The organism is Vibrio sp. Y2-5 (genome assembly GCF_014596725.1).
GTDB lineage: Bacteria > Pseudomonadota > Gammaproteobacteria > Enterobacterales > Vibrionaceae > Vibrio.
Genome location: NZ_JACVEG010000004.1, coordinates 36,187 through 60,300 on the forward strand (window position 1 = coordinate 36,187; position 24,114 = coordinate 60,300).

The window sequence follows — 24,114 nt, forward strand, 5'->3', positions numbered from 1 at the left end:
CAACGAATTCAAAGAGCAAATATCAATGCAGCTGAAAGCAAATAAGACTGCACAGTTTTTTATTTCTAGTGAATACAATCAAGTTGAGCTTGGTGAAGAATGTGTGATTCTCTCATCGCTAATGAGTGAAGAGCATATTCCTTTTAACGTGTGGAATGGCAAAGTAAAAGTTCAGCGAGGGGTCGTTTGGGGATCTCTTCAATTTTTTGCGCATGAAGAGTACGGTAAACAACGAACTTGGTTAGTTCAAGGGCTACCTTGGCCTGATTGCCGCCAGTTCGCGCACAAAGTGGTTGCCATTTATCAGAATTGGCACAATCAACAATGTGCACAGTTGAGTAAGTATCTACCGCAATGGCAGCAAGAATTGACGCGCCTTATCCGACTTCCATCATTCTTACCGCATTCACTTTTGGATAGCTGGGTCAATTGTGTATACGACGATCTGACAGCGATGGGCATGTCGTTAGAAGAAGCGCATAAGCGTTTGCCCGAACACATTGCCAGCTTGTCTCCTTGGATCCTCAATACGTCTGATCAACTTTCAGAGAGAAACCGTCGTTGGATTGAAAATGAAAGATTGAACTGGGAAGTTTTGTTCAATCAGGTTGAATCTTCACCGCTGAATATTTCTCAGCAGCATGCAGTGTTACTCAATGACGACCACAATCTGGTTTTAGCCGGTGCGGGTTCAGGTAAAACAAGTGTGCTTACTGCAAGAGTCGCGTATCTCTTACAAAGCCATTTAGCCCAAGCCGAAGATATTTTACTTGTTGCATTTGGCCGTGAAGCTGCGGGTGAAATGGAGCAAAGGTTAAAGAATAAAATTGGTCTAGCGGCTGAGAAGATCCAAGTAAACACATTCCATCAACTTGGCTTGAGTATTCTAAATAAGGTTGATGGTGGGAATGCCGTTCTCTCTCCGATTGCTTTAGATGAAAAACTCAAGAAGGCATGGTGTATTGATTGGCTAAAGCGTCATTGGATGACACCAACAAACTTTAAGCGTTGGCAAAAGCATTTATCGCAATGGCCAATTGCTTATCTGGCGGGTGATGACGAACTCGGCAGCCATGTTGAGAACCCTAAATTAATTGCTTGGCTTGAGAAACAGTTGGATCAATTGGCTTTACTTGGAATATCCAAAAAGTCTGTTCAAGAGCGCTTGGTTGAGCATCGAGATTATCCTCGACTTAATAGCGAGCTATCTCTGTGTTGGCCTTGTTATCAAGCTTGGCAAGATATGCTTAAAGAAAACAACCATATCGATTTCAACATTATGATCAGTCGTGCTACCGATTATGTGACGAAAAGGAAATTTTCAGCACCTTGGAAGTTCATCATGATTGATGAGTATCAGGATATCTCTCCGCAGCGTCTGGATCTTATCCAGGCTATATGTGGGCAGAACCCGAACCAATGTAATTTGTTTGCCGTTGGTGATGATTGGCAGTCAATATATCAGTTTGCAGGCTCTGACGTAGATCTGACTACCGATTTTGAATCACGTATGCCTTATTCGACAGTACATCATTTAGATACAACTTATCGTTTTAACGATAAGTTGGGCGAAGTTGCAAATCGATTTGTTCAGCAAAACCCGCTGCAGCGTGAAAAGACACTTAACAGTGTCAAAACTCAAAAAAGCAAAGCAGTGGTATTGTCACCAAGTACTAGTGTCGAGAAAATCTTAGATGGTTTGAATCGCAAAGCATCAAGTGTAAAAACGGTACTTTTACTTGGTCGTAATCATTATCACAAACCAGAGCTATTAAGAGACTGGCAGAACCGATTTTTATCACTGAAGTTAGAATTTATGACCTGTCATGCCAGCAAAGGCAAAGAAGCTGATTATGTGATTATTCTTGCTGTTGATGAAGGGCAATTCCCTGCGAGAGTTAAAGCGTTACACCTTGATGGCGCATTGAGTGCCTCTAATGATGATTTTGCATTCGCAGAAGAAAGACGATTATTTTATGTAGCAATGACTCGTGCACGAGAGAAAGTATGGATTACTTATACCGGAAGTGGTTCAGTATTTGTACAGGAGTTGTTGAATGGCGATTATCCAGTGACTAAGAAAAGTTAAAAGGATTCCATATGACCCAAGCATTATTATTAGTGGATGTACAAAATGATTTCTCACCATCAGGCGCTCTTCCTGTGGCTGAGGGTGACCAAATTGTTCCCGTCATAAATCGACTCATCCCTCATTTCAAACACATTGTTGCAACCAAAGACTGGCACCCAGCAGGGCATTCAAGCTTCGCGTCTTCTAATGGTCAGAAGGTTGGAGAAGTGATCGTGTTAGATGGTATACCGCAAATAATGTGGCCGGATCATTGTGTGCAGGACAGTGGAGGCGCGGGGTTTATTCCTGGTCTAAATACAGAGGCGATTACAAAGATCATTTACAAAGGAACCAACCCTAAGATTGATAGTTACAGTGGTTTTTTCGATAACCAAAGACTTCAAGCTACGGGATTGGCTGACTATTTAAATTCGAAAGGAATTAAAAAGTTGGTGATTGTTGGCCTTGCAACCGACTACTGTGTGAAATTTACAGCGTTGGATGCCGTATCTTTAGGATTCAAAACATCAGTTGTCCAAGATGCTTGCCGAGGTGTGGAGATGCTGGAAGGTGATGTAGAAAGCGCTTGGAAACAAATGCAGCAAGCAGGATGTAAGCTCATTCAGTCGGCTGACATTACGGGTTAGTACTCCTTTGTATGTTAATAGAAAAAATCCCCTGAAAAGGGGATTTTTCGTTTATTGGTTATAGACGTTCTGCTAAGTAGGCTTGGTAATCAGGGATTTCGATACTTACTTCTTTGTCCATAAATTCTGAGCTGAACAGGAATTTTGCTGTAGCGCGGTTAGTAGCAACAGGAATATTCCAAACACCCGCAATACGCAGCAAAGCTTTCACATCTGGATCGTGTGGAACGGCATTAAGTGGATCCCAGAAGAAAATTAATACGTCAATTTTTCCTTCGGAAATCAATGCACCTAGTTGTTGGTCACCGCCCATAGGACCGCTGATAAGGCTTTTAATAGGTAAGCCAGTTTCTTTGTTCAACATGTTACCGGTGGTACCAGTAGCATATAAGAAGTGACCCTGTAGCTTTTCTTTGTTCTCTTTAACCCAGCGTAGAAGTTCTGGTTTACAGTTGTCATGTGCAACGAGTGCTACGTGTTTTGACGCAGCCATTGTGCGGGTTGTTATTTTCATCTATTTGTTCCCAACAATTGGATTTGTTACTTAAATAACGAAATACCTGTGGTTATTCAATCCCTTTTATTGAAAATGTAGTTATTTCGTCAATTCGTTCCTTAAAACCATGATACAGGTTTCAATCGGTTAAATTGTGACAATCGCTGGTTGCATGTGTTTCATCATCAAATGTTTTGAGATAACAGAAGTTTGACTAGCAAAATAATGGGCTCGATTGCAAAACTAGCTGGATACAGAGTCAATTGACCAGCTAGTTTTGGGGGAAGTTCGATAGGTGAGTTGTTATGAAAACTTATAGCTCTCAGGGACGACGACGATACCTTTTTCTGAAATCTTAAAATGTTTAGCATCTTCCGCAGGGTTCAAACCTATCTGCGTATTGGGCGGTATTTTTACGTGCTTATCGATGATGCAGTTGACAAGCTGGCATCCTTCGCCCACTTCAACATCATCAAATAAAATACTGTCGACAACGGTGGCACTGTCATTGATCACTACACTACCAGAAATGATCGAGTGATGAACTGAACCACCTGAGTTGATTACGCCGTTAGAGATGATCGAGTTGATGAAGATACCCTCGTTTCCTGTTGCTGAAGAAACGGTTCTCGCTGGTGGAAGTTGGGGCTCATAAGTTCTGATCGCCCAGTTTTTTTGGTATAGGTTCATCGGTGGAATCGGCTCTAATAGATCCATATTGGCTTCATAGAAAGAATCTATGGTGCCAACATCTCGCCAATAGCAATCCCGATCAACACGTCCTTTTTCATTACAGAACTCATATGCATAGACACTGCGGCCTTCGATGAGTTTTGGAATGATATCTTTACCAAAGTCGTGTGTAGAGGCTTCAACTTCCGAATCTTCATGTAGAGCTTGTTTCAATACGTCCATAGAGAAGATATAAATTCCCATAGAGACAAGACTGGAGTTAGGGCTATTTGGCATTGATGGCGGATCATTGGGCTTTTCAACAAAGGAAGTGATGCGATTCTCGTCATCGACGCCCATGACGCCAAAAGCAGAAGCTTGATCTCTTGGTACTTCCATACAAGCAATGGTAAGTTTTGCTCCCTTTGCTTTATGTTCTTCAAGCATGGCGGCATAGTCCATACGATAGATGTGATCCCCCGAAAGCACTACCACGTGACTGGCATCACTGCGCGAGAGTAACCACATGTTGTGAAATAGGGCATCAGCTGTACCTTCATACCATTTCCCTCCTTTTCGCATTTGAGGTGGTACAACAGTGATAAATTCCCCAAGCTCAGGATTGAAAACAGACCAACCATCTCGTAGATGCTTTTGTAGAGAATGGGACTTGTATTGAGTCAATACGAGTATTCGACGTAATCCGGAATGTAGGCAATTGGTTAAGGTAAAATCTATAATTCTATACTTGCCGCCAAAAGGAACTGCGGGTTTGGCTCGATCATCAGTGAGGGGGGATAATCGTGAACCCATACCGCCGGCTAGTATTACCGCTAAGGTGTCTTGCATCTTATTTCTCCCTAAATATGTGCAATTCGTTTTCACTTTTTAGAGAGTAGTACAAGTTTCGAGCCAAAGTTGAAAGCCCTGTCATTTCTTGGGGTATTCATATAAGAAAATTCTAATGCACCAATGTGATGCATTAAGCCTTCAGGATTAGTCTTAAAATGGTGCAAATAATTGCTTATAATTGTGCCCAATAGTAATACTCTGATTGCACAGTTAAATCACTTATACGGAAAAAAGATTTACAATGTAAATCTTATATGTAGCAAGACTTATGGCTGCGTAGGAGAGGAGATGTGTTGTAAAGTCAGAACTTCCCTATCGTAGTAACGTCTCATCGTCGCGAGTTGTTGTTTAAGGTTGGTTAATTCTTGTATTAGTTGTTTATCCGATTGCACGTAATGTTGCGCAGCCACTTCGTTGGTGATTAGTCTATCAACTTCACAGTCTTGCCTAATTCTGTCCCACGCAGCGATTTGTTCTACCACATCGTCAGTGATTTCATCGAGGTTCGGTGATAAAGAATTAATCTCTTGTCTCGATTCTAGAGCCGCTTCTACTTGTCTATCAATCTTATCTCGGAAATGGTTTGCATTTTTAGCCCAGAGATAACTGAGTTCTTGGTTCGAAAATTCAAGGTGTAGAAATATCGATTGCTGAAAACTGGGTAACCATCGGTTGTATTTCAACGCTACAGAATTGTACTGACTATCTAAAGCTTGTTGAGAAACAAGTGCTTTGTTCCAATCTTGCTCATTACATTGGCTAGCTTGGGTAAGCCAAGATAAAGTTATCAAGATAATGGTCGTTATAGTGATCAAGTGCGTTTTAGAAAGTTTCATTGTCGAATGTTAATGTACTCACTAGAGTGATAATCCTAGTGGTGGTCAAATAATCACCACAGCTAGTATTATTGTAGTTAAAGAAAAGAAAGAATTGAGAATCCTCTAGGCTCAAACCATAAGGTATGGCGTATACACATGAAAAAATTGCTGATGGTTGTATTTTTGCTTCTAGGAGTTGCTGGCGCAGGGGCAGGTTACTACCTGTTTTACTATAAACCACAACAGGAATTGGCCAATCAAGCTGCTGCTGTCGATAATAAAGAAGAGAAAATAGAACAAGAGAAACCACAAAGCATTGCAGATCTAAAGCCCGAGAATATGGATTTCTATGTCGATGCTGAAAAGCTTGGGATCCGAGAAGCGGCTAATCTAGATGCTTTTGTTCAACGCTATCTTTATAAAGGTGAAAAAGTTCGTCTACTCGAAAAGAAAAACGGGTGGGGACGTGTTTCAGCGTACTTTGTTTATGAACAGGGTGGGCCTGAAGTTGCTGAGTGGATTCCATTGGATGGACTGGTCGAGCAAGCCCCCGTGATCACTCCTGAAGAGCGGAAGAAAACCATTCAAGGCTACATTGCTGCATCTGATGACTTGGTGCAGTTCGAAGAGATGTTCTTAAAAACGACGGACAAGCTACTCAATGATGGAAGCTGCTCACCTGTCGACTTTGAAGAGCTCGGTGGTTGGGTAAAGTCGACTAAATATGCTGATCGTGATGTGTATTTTATTTATTGTGGCGGCCTTAAACTTGCCGACAAGATTTATTTGGATGTGCGTACTGGGGAAGTTTTTTATTGAGCTACTAGGTACATATCATCATGAATTCCCGTCTTAGTCTTAGCAAGGTGTTTGCTATTTCTCGAAGCTTAACCGAGCGTTAATCTCAATTGATGTAGAACAACTGTTTCTTCAAAAGGTGATTTTCGCTCAACTCATTTCCTCAAATGTTAACTAATCTATTTAATGACTATGCGTTAAATATTGTTTGGCAATATTTAACGCGTGTTCTTCGTTTCAACGTTTAGGAGGACATATGAGTATTGAACGACATGGCTTATCTATTGGTTTAGATAGAATTGGTAATGAATTCTTCGTGTCGATCAAAGCTGTTGGTCGTCTTACCCATGACGACTATCAAGTCATCTCGCCGATGATTGATGCAGCCTTGATCAAAGTGAACCAACCCAAAGTAAAAGTTTTATTCGACGCAACGGAACTTAAAGGGTGGGAACTGAGAGCCGCTTGGGATGATTTCAAGTTAGGTTTAAAACATGGTTCAGATTTCGATAAGATCGCCTTGTATGGCAATAGAGAGTGGCAAGAAGTCTCGGCAAAAATAGGAAATTGGTTTCTCTCTGGTGAAATTAAATATTTCGAAAGTTATGACGATGCGGTAACGTGGTTGAAAAACTAATGCTGGAAAATTAGTCTAGTCAGAAACCATATGAGGAAGGATCCTCAGTCTCCATGGATAGGGAAGTAATGGATAAATTAACACCTATGACGTCTATGTACTTTGAGCAACTGCTTAGTATTGCAAGGCGTAAAAGCGTCATCGATACCACTAGTGATTGGTTTAACGGATCTCAGACATATCTGAACGAGATGCGAACTGAACTTGATGAAGTGTTGGAAGAAATCCCCCTTAACCGTCGTTGTTACCTAGAGCAGGAATTGGGGGATTTACTTTGGGACTATCTGAACCTCATTCTTGCATTAGAATCTGAGGCTGGGCTACAACTAGAAAGTGTTCTTGAAAGAGCCTGCATCAAGTTCGAACAGAGAGTTAACGGGCTAGAAAATGGCTTTTCATGGAGCGACATCAAAGCCAGACAAAAGATTTCTTTAGCCGACGAACAGCAAAAATTGGAATTACAAAGCTGCGTACCGCCTTCCTGTCATTTAAATAAATAGCTGAATATAAAATCATCTCTGAGGTTTGTTATAGACCTCTTGTAAATTTTATATCGATAAAGGGTATATCTATGTCTAAGCATGTCGCTAAAGTCTCGTGGTTTCGCCAGGATGACGAAGTGTTTCGCGACAACAAATACAGCCGCGCTCATGTGTGGGAATTTGACGGTGGTGTAACCGTTCCGGCTTCTCCATCACCAAGTGTTGTTCCTTTACCATATTCGGTGGAGGCTAATGTGGATCCAGAAGAAGCCTTTGTTGCCGCTTTATCGAGTTGTCATATGCTCGTATTTCTTTCCATTGCTGCCAAAAAGCGTTACGTCATTGATGAGTATGTGGATGAAGCGGAAGGCGTACTCGAACTTAATGAACAGAATAAGGAATCGATGACCAAAGTGATTTTGCGCCCCAAAGTCACGTTTGTTGGAGAAAATGTACCTAGCAAAGAGGTTTTGGAGAAAATGCATCATCAGGCACACGACAACTGTTTTATAGCCAACTCAGTGAAAACAGAAGTCATTACCCAAATAGTTTATTAAGGAACGAGGATGAACATAGGGATATACATTTACGATGATGCAGAAGTGTTGGATTTTTCTGGACCATTTGAAGTATTTAGCACAGCTAAGAGGCTAGCGAATACCGATTGGAACGTATTTTTGTTCGCAGAAAAAGCGCAATTGGTCAAAGCGCGAGGCGGGTTTGAAGTGAAGCCTAATTTCTCATTTGATACGGTTCCAAGCATAGATCTTCTTATCATCGTAGGTGGTGTTCACACTAAAGAATTGAAAAAGCCAATCGTTATCGAGTGGATTAAGCAGCATGCAACAAAGTCCAAAATGGTTGCTTCAGTGTGTACTGGAGCATTCTTGTTGGCAAAAGCAAGCATAACAGACGATCATTCAGTCACAACGCACTGGCAAGATATCGCAGATTTAAGGCGAGATTTTCCAAAGTTAGATGTACAGGAGAATATACGTTGGGTGCAGCAGGGTAACAAGATTGCATCTGCGGGCATTTCCGCGGGCATCGATATGAGTTTGTTTTTGGTGTCTGAAATTGCGTCTATGGACTTAGCATTGAAGACTGCGAGACAAATGGAGTATGACTGGCAGAAAACCGCTTAGCCTTCTTGCTGATCTTCGGGCGAGAACAGGCTTACGCTAAACGATATAGCGTTTAGCCACACGCGAGTTGTACTCTTGGCATAACGCGCTCAGGTGTGCCAAGAAAATAGCCTTGATACATATTGAGATTCAGCGCCTTCATCGCTTCAAACTGTTGTTCAGTTTCTATTCCTTCAACGACGGTTTTTGCATTGGCTTCTTGAGCTACTTTGATCGCATTAAGTAACGGTGCGGTATTACCATTCATATATTTATTAAGAAGGCCACGATCAAATTTGATGATATCAGGAGAGATAAGGTCAACTCGTTCAGAGTTTGATGCTTGTGAACCGTAGTCGTCAACAGCGATGTGAAAGCCGTAATTTGACAGTGCTTGAGTTGCTTCTTTGAGCAATTCGTCATCATCAGAGTGTTGTTCGACAATCTCCATGACTATTTGTGGACGTCTTAGATTTAGATCATTAATACGATGTGATAGTCGGAAAGAGAAGTTTTCATTTTGCAGAAGATATTGGCTAACTGAAGGTAAAAGATTTAAAAATAGCCTGATATTTTTAAAAGGAGAATTAGCAAAATTTCTTACGTGAATCGCTCTGCTCAATAATTCAACGTTAATTTGATCGATTTGGTTATATTGATCAGAGTAAAAAAATAAATCTGGGCGGATTTGTCTGTGTCCGTTGGTATATATTCTGACTAATGCTTCAACACCAACAATTCTCTTTTCCCTAGAAAATATCGGTTGGAATACACTACGTAGTGTCAAATTTTTATAATAGGCTACGTATTGTCCCGTGTTATCGGAACGAATGTGTTTTTCATATTGGCGAGTATTGATAAGAATCATAGAATTAGCCATATCCCAAAATAGTATTTAATTTACGCATCCATGCGTCAAATGGTATTGATTCACGTCATAGTATTGACGATATTCATATTCTGTCAATCATTAATGACGAGATCAAAAATAATGCATGATCTTAAATAAGATCAATTAATGATCGTTGAAAATCTCGCCGTTCAAGGATGAAATTTTTACTTTTCAGAATGCTATTTTTAATGTGGGAATGCCTAGTATTACCTAAATGTGTGACGGTTAATACCTAGACTGGGCAATTTTTGTGAAGATCTTAATTTCCCAAATTAAGCAAAATTATGATCGCAAATTAAATTAAAATTCGTTCATTTTCTTTTAACGATCGTCAAAAAAATCTTTATTTCGGATATAGCGACTCATTAAATGATATGAGAATGGCCTTATAGCCCATGAAACAATACTTTTCCCTAGTCTGAGTAACGTTGGTGTATTTTCATACACTCTTTCATTATGTAACCACAATAATTTGCCTACATGCCAATAGTAAAATGGCAAAGGTGGTAAAAACGTCACGATATCTAGATCGCAACAGACTCGATATGTTTTATGTGAAAGAGAGTATTGTTTTTTAAATTGATAGCCACCAATCGCTGGTTGTCCAAACGTTACCACTCGTTTTATTGATTTTGGATATTTCTTTTCAATTAAATCGGCTAGAACTGTCCCTATTGCGCCACCGGAAGAGTGACCGGTAAAGGTAATTTTCTTTCCCATATCAATGAGAGGAACGATATAGCTTAACAATCGTTCGTAAACGGTGATACCTAACTTGTCGGTATTATAGCCCGGTCGGCTTTCTTGCAATATCAAGTATGAATAGCCCGCATGAATGGGGTAATTAGTGCAAAGTGTCTTAGGGGTAACTTGCCACATTCCCAGATTCAATAACCAATCCCAAAGTGAATGAGATCCTTTGATTACAACGATGACTTCTTCGCTTTTCTTACTCCAGAGCACTCGCATCATGACTTTACCAAATCGGTTATAGACTATGCGCTGACCATTTGGGTCAAAACCGTAATTGGTCTGCTTGAATATTCTTGGATAAGCGAGATTACATAGCACTGCATATCTTTCGTACTGGTATCGCTTTAAACTTTTCACAATAAAATCAAAAGTTAGGTTTTGGTTCACTATGAGTCAGAAATATGTAGAAAAAGTGACAGTGTGAGAAATTTTGAAAAGATAGGGATGGGGTGGGTAAATGGGGACGTATTATCCCCACTGTAATACCGCGTAAAGTTGGATGTATTTTCTCACTAACTGCTGATTTTTTGAGTGTTTCAACGGATGTCCAAACTTAATGTAACAAGGGCTGATTTGATATCGAGCTTCTAAAGCTTGAGTTAAAAGTGAATCGCTTTCATAAAGTGTTATGCCTTGTGCACTGTATTCGTCAATTTCGTCAGGTAATTGCCCAGTCCACCAATGGAGCAACTCACGGCTTTTCTGGCTTTTGCTTATCCAGTGATCGGTTAAAAGTATAAGAAGATCGTTTGGTTGAATGGCATAAGAATATTCTTGTTTCCACTGAAAAATATCTCTCATCAATTTGTCTCTGCATGTTTTTCCTGCACTGACTAAATGATGAGTAAGAATCCAAACCGTCCCCATTTCACAGGTGACACGGAAGTGATGAGGCATATCGGTATGATGAGTGGACTCGATAGAATCATAATCGCTGGTATGACCAAATTCCGTTAAGGTGCGAGACAAGCGGCGAGCGAAAGCCAAACCTAAATGGTGCTCACTCATACCCTTATTGTGAATAGTAGGATAATGCTTTTCACACAATCTCAAGCAGTCGGTTTGGAATTCATTGACGCTTTGTGTGACTAAGTCCAATAACAATTACTTATTCTCCATAATTTAAGCTTAGTTAGATTATCACAGTTACATCTTCTCTCTAGTGATAAATGATGGTTTTACATCACCAAAACTTGAAATTTATGTTTCTCGAATTCGCCAATTTCAAACAGTTGCAGCGGTGCCGTGAAAATGATGTCCCTTGATGGTTATAATAAGCGCCTAATTTCATTTCGGGAGAAAGTAATGAGTGATATTGAATTTACTCAACAACAGAAAGAGGGCTTAACTGAAGCGTTACAAAAATACTGTGCTGATGAATTGAATATTGAGATTGAGCAGTTTGACGCGTGGTTTTTGTTAGAGTTTGTTACAAATAAGATCGGCCCAGTTTATTACAATAAAGGCCTATCAGATGCTCAATCTGTTCTTGAAAGAAAGATGCTTGATATCGCAGACGAACTCTATCAGATTGAAAAAGATAGTGAATTTTAATCTCTAATCGAAGTTTGATCTTTTAAAGTTATTCAATTTTTCTGAACAAGTTCTTCAATCTGTACGGCTAGCGGCAAGGTAAATATTGGTAAATACTCTGTTAACGCTATGTATCCGGTGATACCGTTTTATTGGATGATGGTATCAACAATAGTAATGAGAGAAGTAGGTATGAGTTCCGAAGTTACACACTACAACATCGTTTCACGATTTATCCACTGGATATCAGCGGTGGTTATTATTGGAATGTTCGCCGTCGGTCTCTGGATGACGGATCTTTCTTACTACAGTGCATGGTACACAACAGCGCCTCATTGGCACAAATCTATTGGATTGTTACTGGCCGGACTTACGATCTTTCGTGTTGTTTGGAAATGTGTAACGGTGTCTCCAATGATCGAAGGCTCATCACTAGAAAGATTAATGGCTAAAACAGCCCATTTATTTATCTATTTTGATCTGATCGTGCTGTTTGTGTCTGGGTACTTAATCTCAACCGAAGATGGCCGCGGTATCGATGTGTTTAACTGGTTTACCGTACCGGGAGCGGGCGCTCTGTTTGAAGGGCAGGCTGACTTAGCAGGCTTAATACACCTCTATGCTGCCTGGACTTTAATCGCAGTAGCAGTGATACATGCATTCGCAGCATTTAAACACCACTTTATTAGTAAAGATAATACGCTACGCAAAATGATAGGAGTATCGTAATGAAGAAAACGTTATTAGCAGTTGGATTAGCTGCAAGCATGATTGCATCGTTTGGTGCAAGCGCAGCGGATTATGTGATTGATTCAAATGGAGCACACGCTTCTATTAGTTTCAAAGTTAGCCATTTAGGGTATAGCTTTATTAAAGGTCGCTTTAATAAGTTCGATGGCGAATTCTCATTTGACCCAAAAAACATTAATGCATCTTCTGTCGAGGTGAATGTAGATACAACAAGTCTAGATTCAAACCATGCAGAACGTGACAAACATATCCGTAGTTCAGACTTCATCGATGCTGCAAAATTCAGCACGGCTACGTTTAAGAGCACTAAAGTTATCGACAAAGGCGAAGGTAAGCTGGATGTAGTGGGTGACTTGACGTTACACGGTCACACTAAGAGCATTACTATTGATGCTGAGTTCATCGGTGCTGGTGAAGACCCGTGGGGCGGTGAAAGAGCTGGTTTCGAAGGTTCTACACGTCTTGAACTTAAAGACTTCGATATCGCTGTGATGGGGCCAGCAAGCTATGTAGATATGGAACTCTATATTGAAGGTATTAAGAAGTAATTTGTTGTTCTGATTGAATGAAGCCCCTGCATGCAGGGGCTTTGTTTTTTTGCCAACTGTTGTTTTTGTTTATTTATATGCTGTTATGCACGTTCTAACTGCTGTTCTTCAACTACTGTTAAACGTTCTCCATAGATGGGGCGAAGAGCTTGCAATACGTGGTGACGATCGACCATGCCAACCAAATATCCGTTATCTAAAACAGGAAGTTGATGAGGTTTTTGAACTTTCATGCTCTTGGCTCTTTCTTCAACCGACAACGTACTGAAGCGAGTCGCAATTCCCATACTTGTCGTTGGATAGAGTTGTTCTCTGTCTATGCAAAGAAACTCTGCAACATCAACCAATTTGTCATTTACATCAATGGCGATAACATCACGTGACATCAGGTCAACCACTTTTTGATCTTTGGCTGGAATGTAGTTCTGGCACCAAAGTTCAACCATGACATCATGAGCAGAAAAAATACCCACTAGACGATTATCACTATTAACAACAGCAGCCACGTTCACTCGATTATCTAGCAACATATCGATAGCAGATTGAACCGGAGTATCGGCACTGATAGTTAAAGGATTTGGGTCCATAATATCTTTCATAGTAATGGTACTTTTCATAGCTGTTTCCTTACCTGACGAAATTGGTGTTGTTTGCGTTATTGATGAAATTTGGGCCGAGATGAGTTTTGGTCGGCTGTATATAGACCAGTTTGCTAGCCCCACTAATACTGCGCCTCCAACGATATTCCCAAGAGTGACGGGGATTAAGTTGGCAGTAATAAAATGCAGTATGTTGAGGTCTGAGTAGGCTGAAGCACTAACACCGACTTGTTGCCAAAATGAATCTGGAGCAAAGCTATGTATCACTATGCCAAGGGGAACCATAAACATGTTGGCAACACAGTGTTCAAAGCCGCTTGATACAAACATAGCGACAGGCATAACTGTCATAGCAGCTTTGGTCATAGCGTTTGCAGAACTGAAGGTTAGCCATATAGCTAGGCAAACCAATAAATTACACAAAACACCTAGAGAAAAAGCTTCTAGTTTTGTGTGGTGCAATTTGTGTTGGGCAATATTTAGGGCGTTCAAACCCCATTGACCATGATCCAGTTGGTATAGGCTCGCTGCTGAAACTAATAACAGCAAAAACATTGCACCTATAAAGTTCCCAATGTAGACCTTTCCCCAAACGGTTAGCATTTTGCTAAAGCTAATTTGTCTGTTGGCCCAAGATATGCTGGACAACACAGAGCTGGTAAACAGCTCACCACCGCAGATAACAATGAGTATTAACCCCATGCTAAATGCTAAGCCACCAACAAAACGGTTAAGCCCCCATTCAGCGTTAGCATTTCCTGTGGTCACCGTGATGTAAAACAAGAATGCCAGCCCTATAAAAGCCCCCGCCATGATGGCTAGGCTGATCGTCATTCCGCTTGATTTTTGAGCTTTGCTTAATGCGAACTTTTCAGCTTCTGCCATCATTTCTTTTGGCGAAAAATAATGTTGATTGTAAGACTCAGTTGATGCCATGTCTGGTCTCCCAATAGATATCCATCGTAATCTCCTTATTAGAAAACAACACCTTATGTGCTGATTCGTTACTAGGTTAACGGTCTGAGTTTCAGTAAGTAAAATTGATAATATTAAAAGCCCCTATCAATTATGTTGATATGCTGTGTTTAGTCGGTAGAATGCAACCGTATGCTCATAGATGAGCAAGAGGAATTAAGTAAAGGAGAATAGGTGCGATGAGATATTCACTGAAGCAGTTGGCTGTATTTGATGCTATTGCTGATGCTGGTAGTGTCAGTGTTGCTGCAGAAAAGCTGGCGTTAACTCAATCGGCAACAAGTATGTCATTAGCACAATTAGAAAAAATGCTTGGCCGCCCTCTGTTTGAGCGTCAAGGTAAACAAATGGCCTTAACGCATTGGGGCATGTGGCTTCGACCAAAGGCAAAGCGTTTATTGCAAGATGCTCAGCAAATTGAAATGGGCTTTTACGATCAGCAGCTAGTCAGTGGAGAAATTTCTATCGGGGCTAGTCAAACGCCCGCTGAGCACTTGGTGCCAGATCTCATCAGCATTATTGATAACGACTTCCCAGAGATCCGAATTGACCTGAGTGTAAAAAGTACTCAAGCCGTTATTGAAGGTGTGCTGGATTATAAGTTTGATCTAGGCATCATTGAAGGCCGCAGCGATGACAACCGTATCCATCAGGAAGAGTGGTGTAGAGATCATTTGACCGTCATTGCTTCTTCGCATCATCCTTTCGCAAAACGTTCCACAGTCAGTCTCGCTCAGCTAGAACAGGCTAAGTGGGTTCTACGGGAAAGAGGTTCGGGCACTAGAAAAACTTTTGATAGTTCTATTCATCATTTGGTGGAAGATCTGGATGTGTGGCGAGAGTACGAACATGTACCTGTTATCCGCAGTCTTGTGGCCAATGGTCCTTATCTCACTTGCTTGCCGTATTTGGATGTAGAACGTTACATTGAAATGGGAAAACTAGTCGCATTGAATGTGCCCGAGCTAAATATGGGGCGAACTTTGTCTTTTATATGGCGAGCGGATATGGCGGAAAACCCATTGGCAGAATGCATTATGCGAGAAGGATTCCGAATGATGAAAGGTCGTTCGCTTTTCCTATAAATTCCTTTAAGGGGCAGTGCCCCTGTCTCGTCAAGTCAACCAGTAAGCCACTAAATTAATTATTACGATTTATGTTGTTTTATCGCTTACGTCACTAAAACAATGCAACGACAATATTGTATTCATTATTAATGTGATTAACATCTCTTTATGGTGGATAAACTCCCTTTACTATCTGTGCTTAATTCAATGATGCGGATCTTAAGCAGAAACCGCTTTCTAGAGGGTATGATGAGCACACTTTTAGCAATCGCGATCACAACAGGTATTCTTTCTGGCGTGTGGGGATGGGTAGCCATTTCATTTGGTTTACTGTCCTGGGCTGGATTTTTAGGATGCACCAGCTATTTCGCTGCTCCTAAAGACGGTGTTCGTGGTTTGTTACAAAGTTATGCGACTAACTTGGCGGGTGTTTTCTGGGCGATGGTTATAATCACAGGTGCTCAATATATGTCTATCGACATACTCGGCTATGTACTGACAGGTGTCGTATCATTCCTGATGTGTATTCAAGCGAAAAAGCAGTGGCTGAGTTATATTCCAGGTACATTTATTGGTTGTTGTGCGACATTTGCTGCAAATGGTGCATGGCAAATTGTAATTCCATCATTGTTGCTAGGTGGTGCTTTTGGCTTTTCGATGAAAGCAAGCGGGTTGTGGCTACATAAGCGTGCATCATCTGAGAAACCTGTTCTTAGCTCAGCGATAAAAGAGCAAGCACACTGAGTGATACAGCATATCAATATTTCTTATATTTCAATTCAGTTATTATTTAATCAGATTATTAATAACAAAGAAGGCATACCTAATCGTATGCCTTTTTTCAATATGTCTGTTCCATCCGAGTAATTAGGCTCACACGAGCAACGAAAACGGAGCGTCAAGTATTGCCATTAGCCATGGTGATGACGCGTTTTAACGTCCACCTCAAAAGTACGGGAATACATTCAACTCCACCAGCTTCACAGTGAGAAACAATCGCTAATGCTAGATCTGGTTTGGCGTGTTTCTTGAGCACTCTTGTCACGACTTTTTTTGCAGGGATAGGTTGGTCATGTGGGATCTTAACCATGTCTTTAAAGAAAAATTCAAAGCCGTGTGAGTATAGGAAGTGTTCAATGTCTTTGTCTGGTAATTCAGTTAAACGGTGCCTTTGTTGATCATGCCCAAGCATATTGATAACCGTAGCAGAGTACTTTTTCCCAGCAGAGTCGCCATCAGTTACCACATGCCAGTCAATGCCAAATGACTTGGCTACCTTGATTAAAGATTTGAGTCCCGATTGTGCAAATTCGATGATCTGCACACCTTCAGCCGCTAAGTTGTAACCGCACTGTCTTGCCAGTTCACTGAACAGCCAAACTTCGGTTTCTCCTTCGACTAATAACCAGCAACGAGCAAAAAGGGCTCCAGTACGATGGAAACGAATGTGGAATCCAATTCGTCTAAGTTCGTCTAGACCGAATCCTTTTATTGGCATCGAAGTCGCGATGGTTTTATCAGATTTACGCACCAGCCGGCGAATTGAGTGTATGGGGACAGAACCTAATAACTCGCCGCTATTGGTGGTCAATATTTTCTGCATAGGTAGCAGTTCGAGCAAGCTCCATGCGCGAGCCAGATGGGTAGGGTGTAAACGGCCTTCAGGATCTTCGACGATCAATATAGGTCTTGCGCAGCGGCGAATATCTTGTGGCCCCTTGGCCTGCAAGTAGGCATTGAGAAGTCCTAAAAACAAAAGCCGTGTTTGACGATCTTTAGTTTCACCGACGATCTGCTTTAAGCTTTTTCCGTTGGTTGGTGTTGAGTAAACCAAACTGTCGCGTTCTAAACGAGGATTTTTTCGGCTCTGACTTTTAAAGGAAAAGTAGTGGTCAACCAAAGCATTCATCGCATTTAGACTGCTTCGCATTTCACCTTTGTTTACGTGACCGGGAATGGCCATCAGTCGTCGGCAAGTATTATCAATGCGTTTTTCTACCCGTTCATTTTCATTGTTGGTTTTGCCAAATGGTCTTATAAAACGGCGAGAATCTCGCAAACGGATGACGGGATGTAAGCTCATCAACTCGCGAGCCAGTTTCTCACTATGGTGAACAGCAATCGGATTGCCTTTTAGATCCAGAAAAGTATACGTTGTGGAGATATCGTATTTAACGCGAGAAGCGCTAACTCGATAAATAATACGGTGCGTACCTTGTTCGTCTTCACACCAAATAGGTTTGAGTTTTCTGTAGCGACCAGCGCGGTATTCGTTTTTGTCTGTCGTGGCAAAGCTCAGTACGATTTGCAGGTTCTGAGTCTGTGGATGGGACACCGAGTAATCTACGTGGAAGTCTTGTAACTCAAATTGATAAAGTTCTGATGACGCAGGCAACATAACCGATAACGCATCGAGTAAAGATGATTTACCCCACGTGTTTTCACCAATTAAGGTCGTTAATTCATCAAATGAAAGAGATAAGCGACGAATACCTCGAAAACCAGAAATTTCGATACGTTCTAATAGCATCGGCCAGCTCCTCATGCCTCGAATGTAAAGGAGGCTATTTATGATTTTTCTTTAAGCATAATGTAAAACTGCAATATAAGCAGATGGTTACCTCACATAAACGTACACCTCGTTTAAGCATTGATAAATCAAGCAATGTTGTTGGTATCAAACTTTCTAACTTTCTTTGCATTATCGTTTCATTACTATCACGAATCTGTCATGATTTGTGCGCTAGGATTAGAGTGAAAGTAAAGAGAACACAATATGAAAAATAGAAAAGACACCAAAAAAATTACATCAATCACTCTGGCACATATCAACGATACCCATTCTTATTTTGAACCTACGTCACTACAGTTAACTTTAGATATTAATGGTAAGACACTCACGCCTTTCGTTAGTGCTGGTGGATTTGCTCGTATTGCTACACGAGTGCAGCAATTGCGCGAAGATGCACGTCGTATGGAAAAAGGCTTCATCTTTTTGCATGCGGGAGACTGTTTTCAAGGCACCTTATACTTCTCCTTGTTTAAAGGAAAAGCAAACGCAGACATGCTTAACGCCATTGGTTTGGATGCGATGGCGCTGGGCAATCATGAACTTGATATGGGGAATGAGCCGGTCGCTATTTTTGCTAAACGTACCAATTTTCCTCTTCTGTGCGGAAACTGGGATCTCTCAAATGAGCGTGCTAACAAACAACATCGCTTATCTGATAACGAATCGGTTATATCGTTTAATCCAACATTAGGTTGTGCCAATTGGATTACCAAAGAGGTCGATGGTAGCGAGATCGCTATCTTCGGTCTTTCATTAGACAAAATGGTTGATATCGCAAACCCGGATAGTGATACGCCGTTTATGAATGCGCTAGAAACCGCGAAGAATACGGTTGAGCAAATACACAAGGCTGGTATCAACAAAATTATCCTGTTAAGCCACTTGGGTTATGACGCAGACAAAGAACTTGCACGGCAAGTAAGTGGTATTAGCGTGATTGTTGGCGGTCATAGCCATGTGTTGCAGGGCGATTTCAGCGCCTTAGGGCTAGAAACTCAAGAAGAGTACGGTCAAAAAATTAATAATACCTATGTCGTTCAATCTGGCTTATATGCGTTAGCAGTGGGACATTGCCAAATTGATTTTGATGAACAAGGTAATGTCGTTAGTTTTGAAGGTCGCAATGAACTGTTGCTAGGACGTCGTTTGTTTATCGACGCAAGTATGAGTGAAGCGGGCAGCGATGGTACACACCTAGAGGCCTGTGAATACGTAAATAATCATCCAAACGTTGTCGTCTGCAAGAAAGATCCAGATGTACAGGGTATTTTGATCAACAAATATATTCCTCGAGTCAGAGAACTGCAGTCGCAGATGATCGCAGAAGCGCATAATTCATTGAGACATGTTCGAGTACCGGATGAAAACGGCCCAAGCGAGTTAGCCCCGCTTGTTGCGCAGTCATTTGTACATGCTATGCGAGAAAGAGGCCATAAGGTGCAGTTTGCCATTCACAATGCTGGAGGAGTACGAACCTCTATCCAGCCGGGCAAATTATCGGTTGCCGATATAGCTGGAAAGTTATTGCCGTTTGCCGTGCCGATTGGTGTTTATTCTGTGAAAGGAAAAACCATAGCCCTTACACTTGAAGGTGCTATCAATAACGCAATTAACAATGGTGTCGATGGCACTGGATCAGGAAGCTATCCTTATACTCACAATTTAAGCTACCGCTATCACGCAGATAAACCGATTGGTGAGCGCATCAAAGATTTAAGAATTTGCATTGATGATGAGTGGCAACGTGTTGAAAATGAAACCATTTATTGTGGTACTTCATCTGCTTATACCATGAAAGGTAAAGAAGGCTATGATGCAATAACCGCAATGAAAGGAGAGGGCTACGTAAGTAACGTCTCTATGGCTGACGCCTTTATTGGCTTACTGGCTGCTCAGCCAGAGCTGCTAAATTACCGTCCAACAGAACAATTACATAGTCACAACGAATAACTTGGCATACTGCTTGCTGACTAAGTTTCAGTCTTTATTTCTCAAGTTACGAGAGGAAAAGGGGGAAACATGTGGTTTCAAGACTGGCTTGATACAGCAGTAGTCGTTGGTTGGATAGGTGCGTGGTCTGCATTAGTGTACTTATTACCCATTGCTGGTTTTTAAGACTTGCCAAGTGGTTATAGGCAATGAGAAAGAAGGAGCTATTAAAGGCTCCTTTTTTGATCCTTGCACTAGATATTAAAAGTGTTGAGGTGCACGTAAGGGCAACTTATCGTTTAGCATTTCCTGATTTTTCTGCGAACGTTTTCGCATTACTAGGATTACGTTCATTAAGCTTCGATTTAAAGAAAATGAAGCATAGATTTATTGATCTTAAGCCTGCGCTTTCGTTTATTGGGCGGTTTATTGGTGTAAAAATGCTATTGGTGGATTCTGAGTGGGAAGTTTTTATTTATATTTCCCTGCTTGTTCCTTTAGTGGCAATGACGGTGGTAGTGTTGTGTTCTGTTAGTAAAATTAAGTCTTGAGTGAGAAGTAAATTAACTCACGTAAAATCAGTAAAATAGGAAACTATCTTACAGTGTGTAAGTCATGATGAAGTTTTTAGGCAGGGTTGGCAAAATCTTAAATATTTTATTTGTTAACAAACTGTATATATTCATTGTCCGTCAATTGTTTTAAGAATAATTATGCAGAAATATTTCTTTTTGATGGTTTTTTAGTCGTGTATTTCGATTTGATATTTTTAAGCATGTAAATGAATTGTTTCATTAGAATATCTAATCTGAAAATCCAAATTTTGTCATTTTTTAACACGTAAATTATTGCCTATCATTGCCGCATATACAGAAAGTTACCGATTTATTAAGAGAGGCTATCATGGCACAAGCAATGTATATGGGTAGTGTAACAGCGACCACCTCTATGGATAAAAAGACCTATGCGGTTAACTTCAAAGGATTGATAACTCATTTGATTGATATTTTGTTTGTAGATAGCAAACCAGCGAATCATTACTACAGTGCTGATTTGTCTAACCATATCCAACGTGATATTGGTCTGCATCGTTAATCAAAAGCGTACGAAATAAAAAGCCGAAAACTCTATGAGTCTTCGGCTTTTTTGATCTCAGTAATACGTTGCGTTGCTTGTGAAATGGCTGCGTTAACATCAGCTATTTCACAAGCAACATCAGGCATTATTTCTTACGGCAGTACTCAGCAATAATGTACATTGACTGACCGTTCGCTTTACCTGAAATAAGTTTAGGATCATCAGCTAAGCTAATACCGCGAACAACAGTACCTTGTTTAATCACTTGAGATGAACCTTTAATCGGCAGGTCTTTAATGATTGTGACGTCGTCACCTTTCTTAAGTTCTACACCATTAACATCGCGTGGTTTCTCTGCGTCATCGTCCATTCCGATTGCAGCCCAGTTTGCGACTTCTTCTTCCATGTACATCATGTCTAGAAGATCTTGTGCCCAACCTTCAGTTGCCGTCAGACGTTTTAGCTGACGCCATGCAAGTACTTGTACAGGTGGAACTTGGCTCCACATACTGTCATTTAGACAACGCCAGTGATTTGCATCTGCTGTTTCTGGATCTTCGATTTGACTCTTACAAGTGTCGCAAAGCATCGCAGAGTGATCTACGGTAACTTGAGTATGTGGTGCAACCACAAACGGAGTCAAAGAGGTTTCTGCAGAGCAAAGCTCACATTTAGATTCGCAGCGTTCAAGCAAAGTTGCTTCAGTAGACATATTACCCACCTTTATAAATTTCGTGAGGGCGTATTATCCACTTTATGCACAGGATTTAAAGGGCTATTAATTCAATATACGAATATCAGATACATATAACGTATTGTTTTACGTTTACCTTACAAGTGGCATAATCCCGTTCCAAGCTAAACTAAGAGTAGAACAGATTTGTGGAACTATTAAGTACGGAATTATTCGGTCACCCTCTTCGTCTTGAAGGCTCTATGGCTGGATGGCAGCAATTGTTTTGGAACAACACTTTAGTCTCTCAACGAGAAGCTCAAGCAGACGATTCGAGTACAATCAGTCATAGCTTTAAGCTACAAAGCGCAGAGCAGGTCATTGAATGTCGACTCGAAGTGAATTTAACGTGGCAACCTTTTCGTCTTACCTATCGAATAATGGTTGACGAGCATCTTGTTGAAGATAGCGTTAGAACGGAAAAAGACGTTGAACGACAGGTTCCATTTACACCGCCACCAGCTGAAAGACGCTTTAGTTTGATTGGCATTGCGTCGCTAGGTATGAAAGCTCTAAAAAGTGCCAAGCTGATTAAAGTTTTACTCGCGTCAGCAAGTCTCGCCGCCTATTCGTGGCTGTTCTCTTATCAGTTTGCTTTGGCTTTAATTCTTTGTTTAGTGTTTCATGAATATGGTCACATAAAAGCGATGAAGTATTTTGGTATGCGTACCAAAGGTATTTACTTAGTTCCTTTTTTGGGTGGACTTGCTTTAAGTGACGAAAAGATAAATACGCGCTGGCAAGACGTTGTGATTTCTATCATGGGGCCTTGCTTTGGTTTCATCCTGTCGCTGATTTTGTTAGTTGTCTATTGGGTAACCGGAAGCCAGTTATGGGCAGCTCTGGTGGTGTTTAACGCGTTCTTAAACCTGTTTAATCTTTTGCCTATATTGCCTTTAGATGGTGGGCACGTACTGAAGAGCATCAGCTTTTCGATGAACAGCCGAGTGGGGATGTTGATCTGTATCGCGGCGATTATTGGTGGAATCGCGCTGAGCTATATATTGAGACTAACTCTGCTTGGGTTCCTGCTAATCATGGGTTCACTTGATCTGGTGTTTGAGTGGAAACACAGGCATCAAAGCCATCTATTACCTTTAGATAGATATGGTCAGATTGTTTCATCCGTTTGGTATATAGGTTTATTGATAGGCTTAATCAGTATTATTGTTGGCTTTGCGACTACTGGCGACACCTTGCTCAGCTTACCACTACGGATACTTGGAACATAAAGCTTGGAACAGAGAATCTAGAACTCATATGAGGAAGGGAGCGTTTGCTCCCTTTTCTATATTTGGCAATTTGGACGTTTAGCGTTGCTCGCTGGTAGCGTTTGGATTTTATTCGTCAACTCTTGAATTCGAGTGCTGTGAGATGGGTGAGTAGAGAGCAACTCTGGAGGTGCATTTCCACCCGAAGCTTTTGCCATGTTTTTCCACAAATCAATACTCTGTTTCGGGTCGAAACCGGCTTTTGCCATCAACTCCAAACCAACGATGTCAGCTTCTGATTCTTGTGTTCTTCCATAAGGAAGCAGGACACCATATTGGACACCTACACCAAGTGCAGCCATGGTTAAACCACGATATTGAGAATACTCAGAAGATCCAAGTGCAATGTCAGTGATCTGTAATCCTGCATTAGCAAGTTGTGATTGTGAAAGGCGCTCGTTACTGTGGTCTGCGAGGACGTGGGCAATTTCGTGTCCTATTACGGTAGCAAGCTGATCCTGATTGACCGCCACCTTTAATAGACCCGTATAGACACCGATTTTACCGCCGGGTAATGCAAAAGCGTTGACTTGGTCACTATCAAAAACCACCACTTCCCATTGAGAAAAACCATGTTGCTTAGGCACATACGCCGTGATGGTATTCGCTACACATTGTACATAAGCATTGGTCTTGGCATCTTTGCTAATAGGAGTATCGATTTTCATCTGTTCAAATGACTTCGTCCCCAAACTGCTCATATCTTGATCAGAAAATAGGATCAATTGATTTCGCCCAGTAGGAGACGAGCTACAGGCCGCTAAACCGAGCGAAGTAAAGAGCAAGGATGCTTTTATTATCTTATTCATCGTTCGTTC

Annotated in this window: 26 protein-coding genes; 16 read left to right on the plus strand and 10 right to left on the minus strand. The window is 41.1% G+C overall.

The genetic code is table 11. The features are described 5' to 3' along the window. Positions 1 to 25: 25 nt before the first annotated feature. Positions 26 to 2,089, plus strand: a complete 2,064-nt coding sequence (gene helD, locus HUO09_RS12545; protein WP_188234319.1) for a DNA helicase IV — start codon at positions 26 to 28, stop codon at positions 2,087 to 2,089. A gap of 11 nt (positions 2,090 to 2,100) precedes the next feature. Continuing rightward, complete coding sequence (gene pncA / locus HUO09_RS12550; RefSeq protein ID WP_188234191.1) at positions 2,101 to 2,718, plus strand: bifunctional nicotinamidase/pyrazinamidase; 618 nt, start codon at positions 2,101 to 2,103, stop codon at positions 2,716 to 2,718. A 58-nt stretch (positions 2,719 to 2,776) separates the two neighbouring features. Here pncA and HUO09_RS12555 read toward each other — a convergent pair whose 3' ends face one another. From HUO09_RS12555 to HUO09_RS12565, 3 genes are all read right to left on the minus strand, one after another. Further along, complete coding sequence (locus tag HUO09_RS12555) at positions 2,777 to 3,232, minus strand: methylglyoxal synthase (protein WP_102955263.1); 456 nt, start codon at positions 3,230 to 3,232, stop codon at positions 2,777 to 2,779. Between the two features lie 285 nt (positions 3,233 to 3,517). Then, complete coding sequence (gene glgC, locus HUO09_RS12560; RefSeq protein WP_373563697.1) at positions 3,518 to 4,771, minus strand: glucose-1-phosphate adenylyltransferase; 1,254 nt, start codon at positions 4,769 to 4,771, stop codon at positions 3,518 to 3,520. Positions 4,772 to 5,004: 233 nt separating this feature from the next. After that, a complete protein-coding gene (locus HUO09_RS12565; protein WP_188234193.1) occupies positions 5,005 to 5,529 on the minus strand; it encodes a hypothetical protein in 525 nt (174 codons plus the stop codon). Positions 5,530 to 5,712: 183 nt separating this feature from the next. On the opposite strand from HUO09_RS12565, the gene HUO09_RS12570 reads away from it, so the two are divergent. From HUO09_RS12570 to HUO09_RS12590, 5 genes are all read left to right on the plus strand, one after another. Further along, positions 5,713 to 6,375 (plus strand): SH3 domain-containing protein, encoded by a 663-nt coding sequence (locus tag HUO09_RS12570; protein ID WP_167411281.1) that lies wholly within the window; start codon positions 5,713 to 5,715, stop codon positions 6,373 to 6,375. Positions 6,376 to 6,610: 235 nt separating this feature from the next. Next, entirely contained in the window at positions 6,611 to 6,991 is a 381-nt protein-coding gene (locus HUO09_RS12575; RefSeq protein ID WP_167411282.1) for an STAS/SEC14 domain-containing protein, read from the plus strand. Between the two features lie 68 nt (positions 6,992 to 7,059). Next, entirely contained in the window at positions 7,060 to 7,491 is a 432-nt protein-coding gene (locus HUO09_RS12580) for a MazG nucleotide pyrophosphohydrolase domain-containing protein (protein ID WP_223159436.1), read from the plus strand. Between the two features lie 71 nt (positions 7,492 to 7,562). After that, positions 7,563 to 8,030 carry an OsmC family protein gene (locus HUO09_RS12585; protein ID WP_188234194.1) on the plus strand — a complete coding sequence of 156 codons (468 nt, stop codon included), beginning with the start codon at positions 7,563 to 7,565 and terminating at the stop codon, positions 8,028 to 8,030. Positions 8,031 to 8,039: 9 nt separating this feature from the next. Next, positions 8,040 to 8,618: a DJ-1/PfpI family protein gene (locus tag HUO09_RS12590; RefSeq protein WP_188234195.1), complete on the plus strand. Its 579-nt coding sequence runs from the start codon at positions 8,040 to 8,042 to the stop codon at positions 8,616 to 8,618. 52 nt (positions 8,619 to 8,670) lie between these two features. Here HUO09_RS12590 and HUO09_RS12595 read toward each other — a convergent pair whose 3' ends face one another. From HUO09_RS12595 to HUO09_RS12605, 3 genes are all read right to left on the minus strand, one after another. After that, positions 8,671 to 9,465: an EAL domain-containing protein gene (locus HUO09_RS12595; RefSeq protein ID WP_167411285.1), complete on the minus strand. Its 795-nt coding sequence runs from the start codon at positions 9,463 to 9,465 to the stop codon at positions 8,671 to 8,673. Between the two features lie 345 nt (positions 9,466 to 9,810). Further along, positions 9,811 to 10,599, minus strand: a complete 789-nt coding sequence (locus HUO09_RS12600) for a lipase (protein WP_188234321.1) — start codon at positions 10,597 to 10,599, stop codon at positions 9,811 to 9,813. A 111-nt stretch (positions 10,600 to 10,710) separates the two neighbouring features. Further along, positions 10,711 to 11,346, minus strand: a complete 636-nt coding sequence (locus HUO09_RS12605; protein ID WP_167411286.1) for a hypothetical protein — start codon at positions 11,344 to 11,346, stop codon at positions 10,711 to 10,713. A gap of 201 nt (positions 11,347 to 11,547) precedes the next feature. Here HUO09_RS12605 and HUO09_RS12610 point away from each other — a divergent pair, with 201 nt between their 5' ends. From HUO09_RS12610 to HUO09_RS12620, 3 genes are all read left to right on the plus strand, one after another. Then, a complete protein-coding gene (locus tag HUO09_RS12610; protein ID WP_167411287.1) occupies positions 11,548 to 11,796 on the plus strand; it encodes a DUF2164 domain-containing protein in 249 nt (82 codons plus the stop codon). A 171-nt stretch (positions 11,797 to 11,967) separates the two neighbouring features. Further along, positions 11,968 to 12,504 carry a cytochrome b gene (locus HUO09_RS12615; RefSeq protein ID WP_167411288.1) on the plus strand — a complete coding sequence of 179 codons (537 nt, stop codon included), beginning with the start codon at positions 11,968 to 11,970 and terminating at the stop codon, positions 12,502 to 12,504. Further along, entirely contained in the window at positions 12,504 to 13,073 is a 570-nt protein-coding gene (locus HUO09_RS12620) for a YceI family protein (RefSeq protein WP_167411289.1), read from the plus strand. Before HUO09_RS12615 ends, HUO09_RS12620 begins: the two co-directional genes overlap by 1 nt. An 83-nt stretch (positions 13,074 to 13,156) precedes the next feature. Here the strand turns inward: HUO09_RS12620 and focA are convergent, their stop codons facing one another. Continuing rightward, positions 13,157 to 14,608, minus strand: a complete 1,452-nt coding sequence (gene focA, locus HUO09_RS12625; protein ID WP_188234196.1) for a formate transporter FocA — start codon at positions 14,606 to 14,608, stop codon at positions 13,157 to 13,159. 218 nt (positions 14,609 to 14,826) lie between these two features. Between focA and HUO09_RS12630 the strand changes: the two genes are divergently transcribed. Together HUO09_RS12630 and HUO09_RS12635 are read left to right on the plus strand one after the other, a co-directional pair. After that, positions 14,827 to 15,732 carry a LysR substrate-binding domain-containing protein gene (locus tag HUO09_RS12630; protein ID WP_188234197.1) on the plus strand — a complete coding sequence of 302 codons (906 nt, stop codon included), beginning with the start codon at positions 14,827 to 14,829 and terminating at the stop codon, positions 15,730 to 15,732. 231 nt (positions 15,733 to 15,963) lie between these two features. Continuing rightward, complete coding sequence (locus HUO09_RS12635) at positions 15,964 to 16,458, plus strand: DUF1097 domain-containing protein (RefSeq protein ID WP_188234198.1); 495 nt, start codon at positions 15,964 to 15,966, stop codon at positions 16,456 to 16,458. Between the two features lie 154 nt (positions 16,459 to 16,612). Here HUO09_RS12635 and HUO09_RS12640 read toward each other — a convergent pair whose 3' ends face one another. Further along, a complete protein-coding gene (locus tag HUO09_RS12640; protein WP_167411292.1) occupies positions 16,613 to 18,244 on the minus strand; it encodes an ATP-dependent endonuclease in 1,632 nt (543 codons plus the stop codon). Between the two features lie 246 nt (positions 18,245 to 18,490). Here HUO09_RS12640 and HUO09_RS12645 point away from each other — a divergent pair, with 246 nt between their 5' ends. The 3 genes from HUO09_RS12645 to HUO09_RS12655 all read left to right on the plus strand — a co-directional run bounded on the left by HUO09_RS12645 (position 18,491) and on the right by HUO09_RS12655 (position 21,310). Then, a complete protein-coding gene (locus HUO09_RS12645) occupies positions 18,491 to 20,236 on the plus strand; it encodes a bifunctional UDP-sugar hydrolase/5'-nucleotidase (protein WP_188234199.1) in 1,746 nt (581 codons plus the stop codon). Positions 20,237 to 20,424: 188 nt separating this feature from the next. Further along, complete coding sequence (locus tag HUO09_RS12650; protein WP_188234200.1) at positions 20,425 to 20,766, plus strand: hypothetical protein; 342 nt, start codon at positions 20,425 to 20,427, stop codon at positions 20,764 to 20,766. A 352-nt stretch (positions 20,767 to 21,118) separates the two neighbouring features. Continuing rightward, positions 21,119 to 21,310, plus strand: coding sequence for a hypothetical protein (locus HUO09_RS12655; RefSeq protein ID WP_167411295.1), 192 nt, complete (start codon positions 21,119 to 21,121; stop codon positions 21,308 to 21,310). Between the two features lie 127 nt (positions 21,311 to 21,437). On the opposite strand, the gene HUO09_RS12660 is transcribed toward HUO09_RS12655, so the two are convergent. Further along, positions 21,438 to 22,004: a PhnA domain-containing protein gene (locus tag HUO09_RS12660; RefSeq protein ID WP_167411296.1), complete on the minus strand. Its 567-nt coding sequence runs from the start codon at positions 22,002 to 22,004 to the stop codon at positions 21,438 to 21,440. Between the two features lie 170 nt (positions 22,005 to 22,174). On the opposite strand from HUO09_RS12660, the gene HUO09_RS12665 reads away from it, so the two are divergent. Then, the gene (locus HUO09_RS12665) at positions 22,175 to 23,257 is read left to right on the plus strand and encodes a site-2 protease family protein (RefSeq protein WP_188234201.1); all 1,083 of its coding nucleotides are present in this window, start codon (positions 22,175 to 22,177) and stop codon (positions 23,255 to 23,257) included. Between the two features lie 56 nt (positions 23,258 to 23,313). Here HUO09_RS12665 and HUO09_RS12670 read toward each other — a convergent pair whose 3' ends face one another. Beyond that, entirely contained in the window at positions 23,314 to 24,105 is a 792-nt protein-coding gene (locus HUO09_RS12670; RefSeq protein ID WP_167411298.1) for a M48 family metallopeptidase, read from the minus strand. Positions 24,106 to 24,114 lie beyond the last annotated feature (9 nt).

Excerpts from the sequence above, each read along its gene's own strand:
- helD (WP_188234319.1), top strand. The coding sequence starts at position 26 with ATGCAGCTGAAAGCAAATAAGACTGCACAGTTTTTTATTTCTAGTGAA.
- pncA (WP_188234191.1), top strand. The coding sequence starts at position 2,101 with ATGACCCAAGCATTATTATTAGTGGATGTACAAAATGATTTCTCACCA.
- HUO09_RS12555 (WP_102955263.1), bottom strand. The coding sequence starts at position 3,232 with ATGAAAATAACAACCCGCACAATGGCTGCGTCAAAACACGTAGCACTC.
- HUO09_RS12570 (WP_167411281.1), top strand. The coding sequence starts at position 5,713 with ATGAAAAAATTGCTGATGGTTGTATTTTTGCTTCTAGGAGTTGCTGGC.
- HUO09_RS12575 (WP_167411282.1), top strand. The coding sequence starts at position 6,611 with ATGAGTATTGAACGACATGGCTTATCTATTGGTTTAGATAGAATTGGT.
- HUO09_RS12580 (WP_223159436.1), top strand. The coding sequence starts at position 7,060 with ATGGATAAATTAACACCTATGACGTCTATGTACTTTGAGCAACTGCTT.
- HUO09_RS12585 (WP_188234194.1), top strand. The coding sequence starts at position 7,563 with ATGTCTAAGCATGTCGCTAAAGTCTCGTGGTTTCGCCAGGATGACGAA.
- HUO09_RS12590 (WP_188234195.1), top strand. The coding sequence starts at position 8,040 with ATGAACATAGGGATATACATTTACGATGATGCAGAAGTGTTGGATTTT.
- HUO09_RS12595 (WP_167411285.1), bottom strand. The coding sequence starts at position 9,465 with ATGATTCTTATCAATACTCGCCAATATGAAAAACACATTCGTTCCGAT.
- HUO09_RS12610 (WP_167411287.1), top strand. The coding sequence starts at position 11,548 with ATGAGTGATATTGAATTTACTCAACAACAGAAAGAGGGCTTAACTGAA.
- HUO09_RS12615 (WP_167411288.1), top strand. The coding sequence starts at position 11,968 with ATGAGTTCCGAAGTTACACACTACAACATCGTTTCACGATTTATCCAC.
- HUO09_RS12620 (WP_167411289.1), top strand. The coding sequence starts at position 12,504 with ATGAAGAAAACGTTATTAGCAGTTGGATTAGCTGCAAGCATGATTGCA.
- focA (WP_188234196.1), bottom strand. The coding sequence starts at position 14,608 with ATGGCATCAACTGAGTCTTACAATCAACATTATTTTTCGCCAAAAGAA.
- HUO09_RS12630 (WP_188234197.1), top strand. The coding sequence starts at position 14,827 with ATGAGATATTCACTGAAGCAGTTGGCTGTATTTGATGCTATTGCTGAT.
- HUO09_RS12635 (WP_188234198.1), top strand. The coding sequence starts at position 15,964 with ATGAGCACACTTTTAGCAATCGCGATCACAACAGGTATTCTTTCTGGC.
- HUO09_RS12640 (WP_167411292.1), bottom strand. The coding sequence starts at position 18,244 with ATGCTATTAGAACGTATCGAAATTTCTGGTTTTCGAGGTATTCGTCGC.
- HUO09_RS12645 (WP_188234199.1), top strand. The coding sequence starts at position 18,491 with ATGAAAAATAGAAAAGACACCAAAAAAATTACATCAATCACTCTGGCA.
- HUO09_RS12650 (WP_188234200.1), top strand. The coding sequence starts at position 20,425 with ATGAGAAAGAAGGAGCTATTAAAGGCTCCTTTTTTGATCCTTGCACTA.
- HUO09_RS12655 (WP_167411295.1), top strand. The coding sequence starts at position 21,119 with ATGGCACAAGCAATGTATATGGGTAGTGTAACAGCGACCACCTCTATG.
- HUO09_RS12660 (WP_167411296.1), bottom strand. The coding sequence starts at position 22,004 with ATGTCTACTGAAGCAACTTTGCTTGAACGCTGCGAATCTAAATGTGAG.
- HUO09_RS12670 (WP_167411298.1), bottom strand. The coding sequence starts at position 24,105 with ATGAATAAGATAATAAAAGCATCCTTGCTCTTTACTTCGCTCGGTTTA.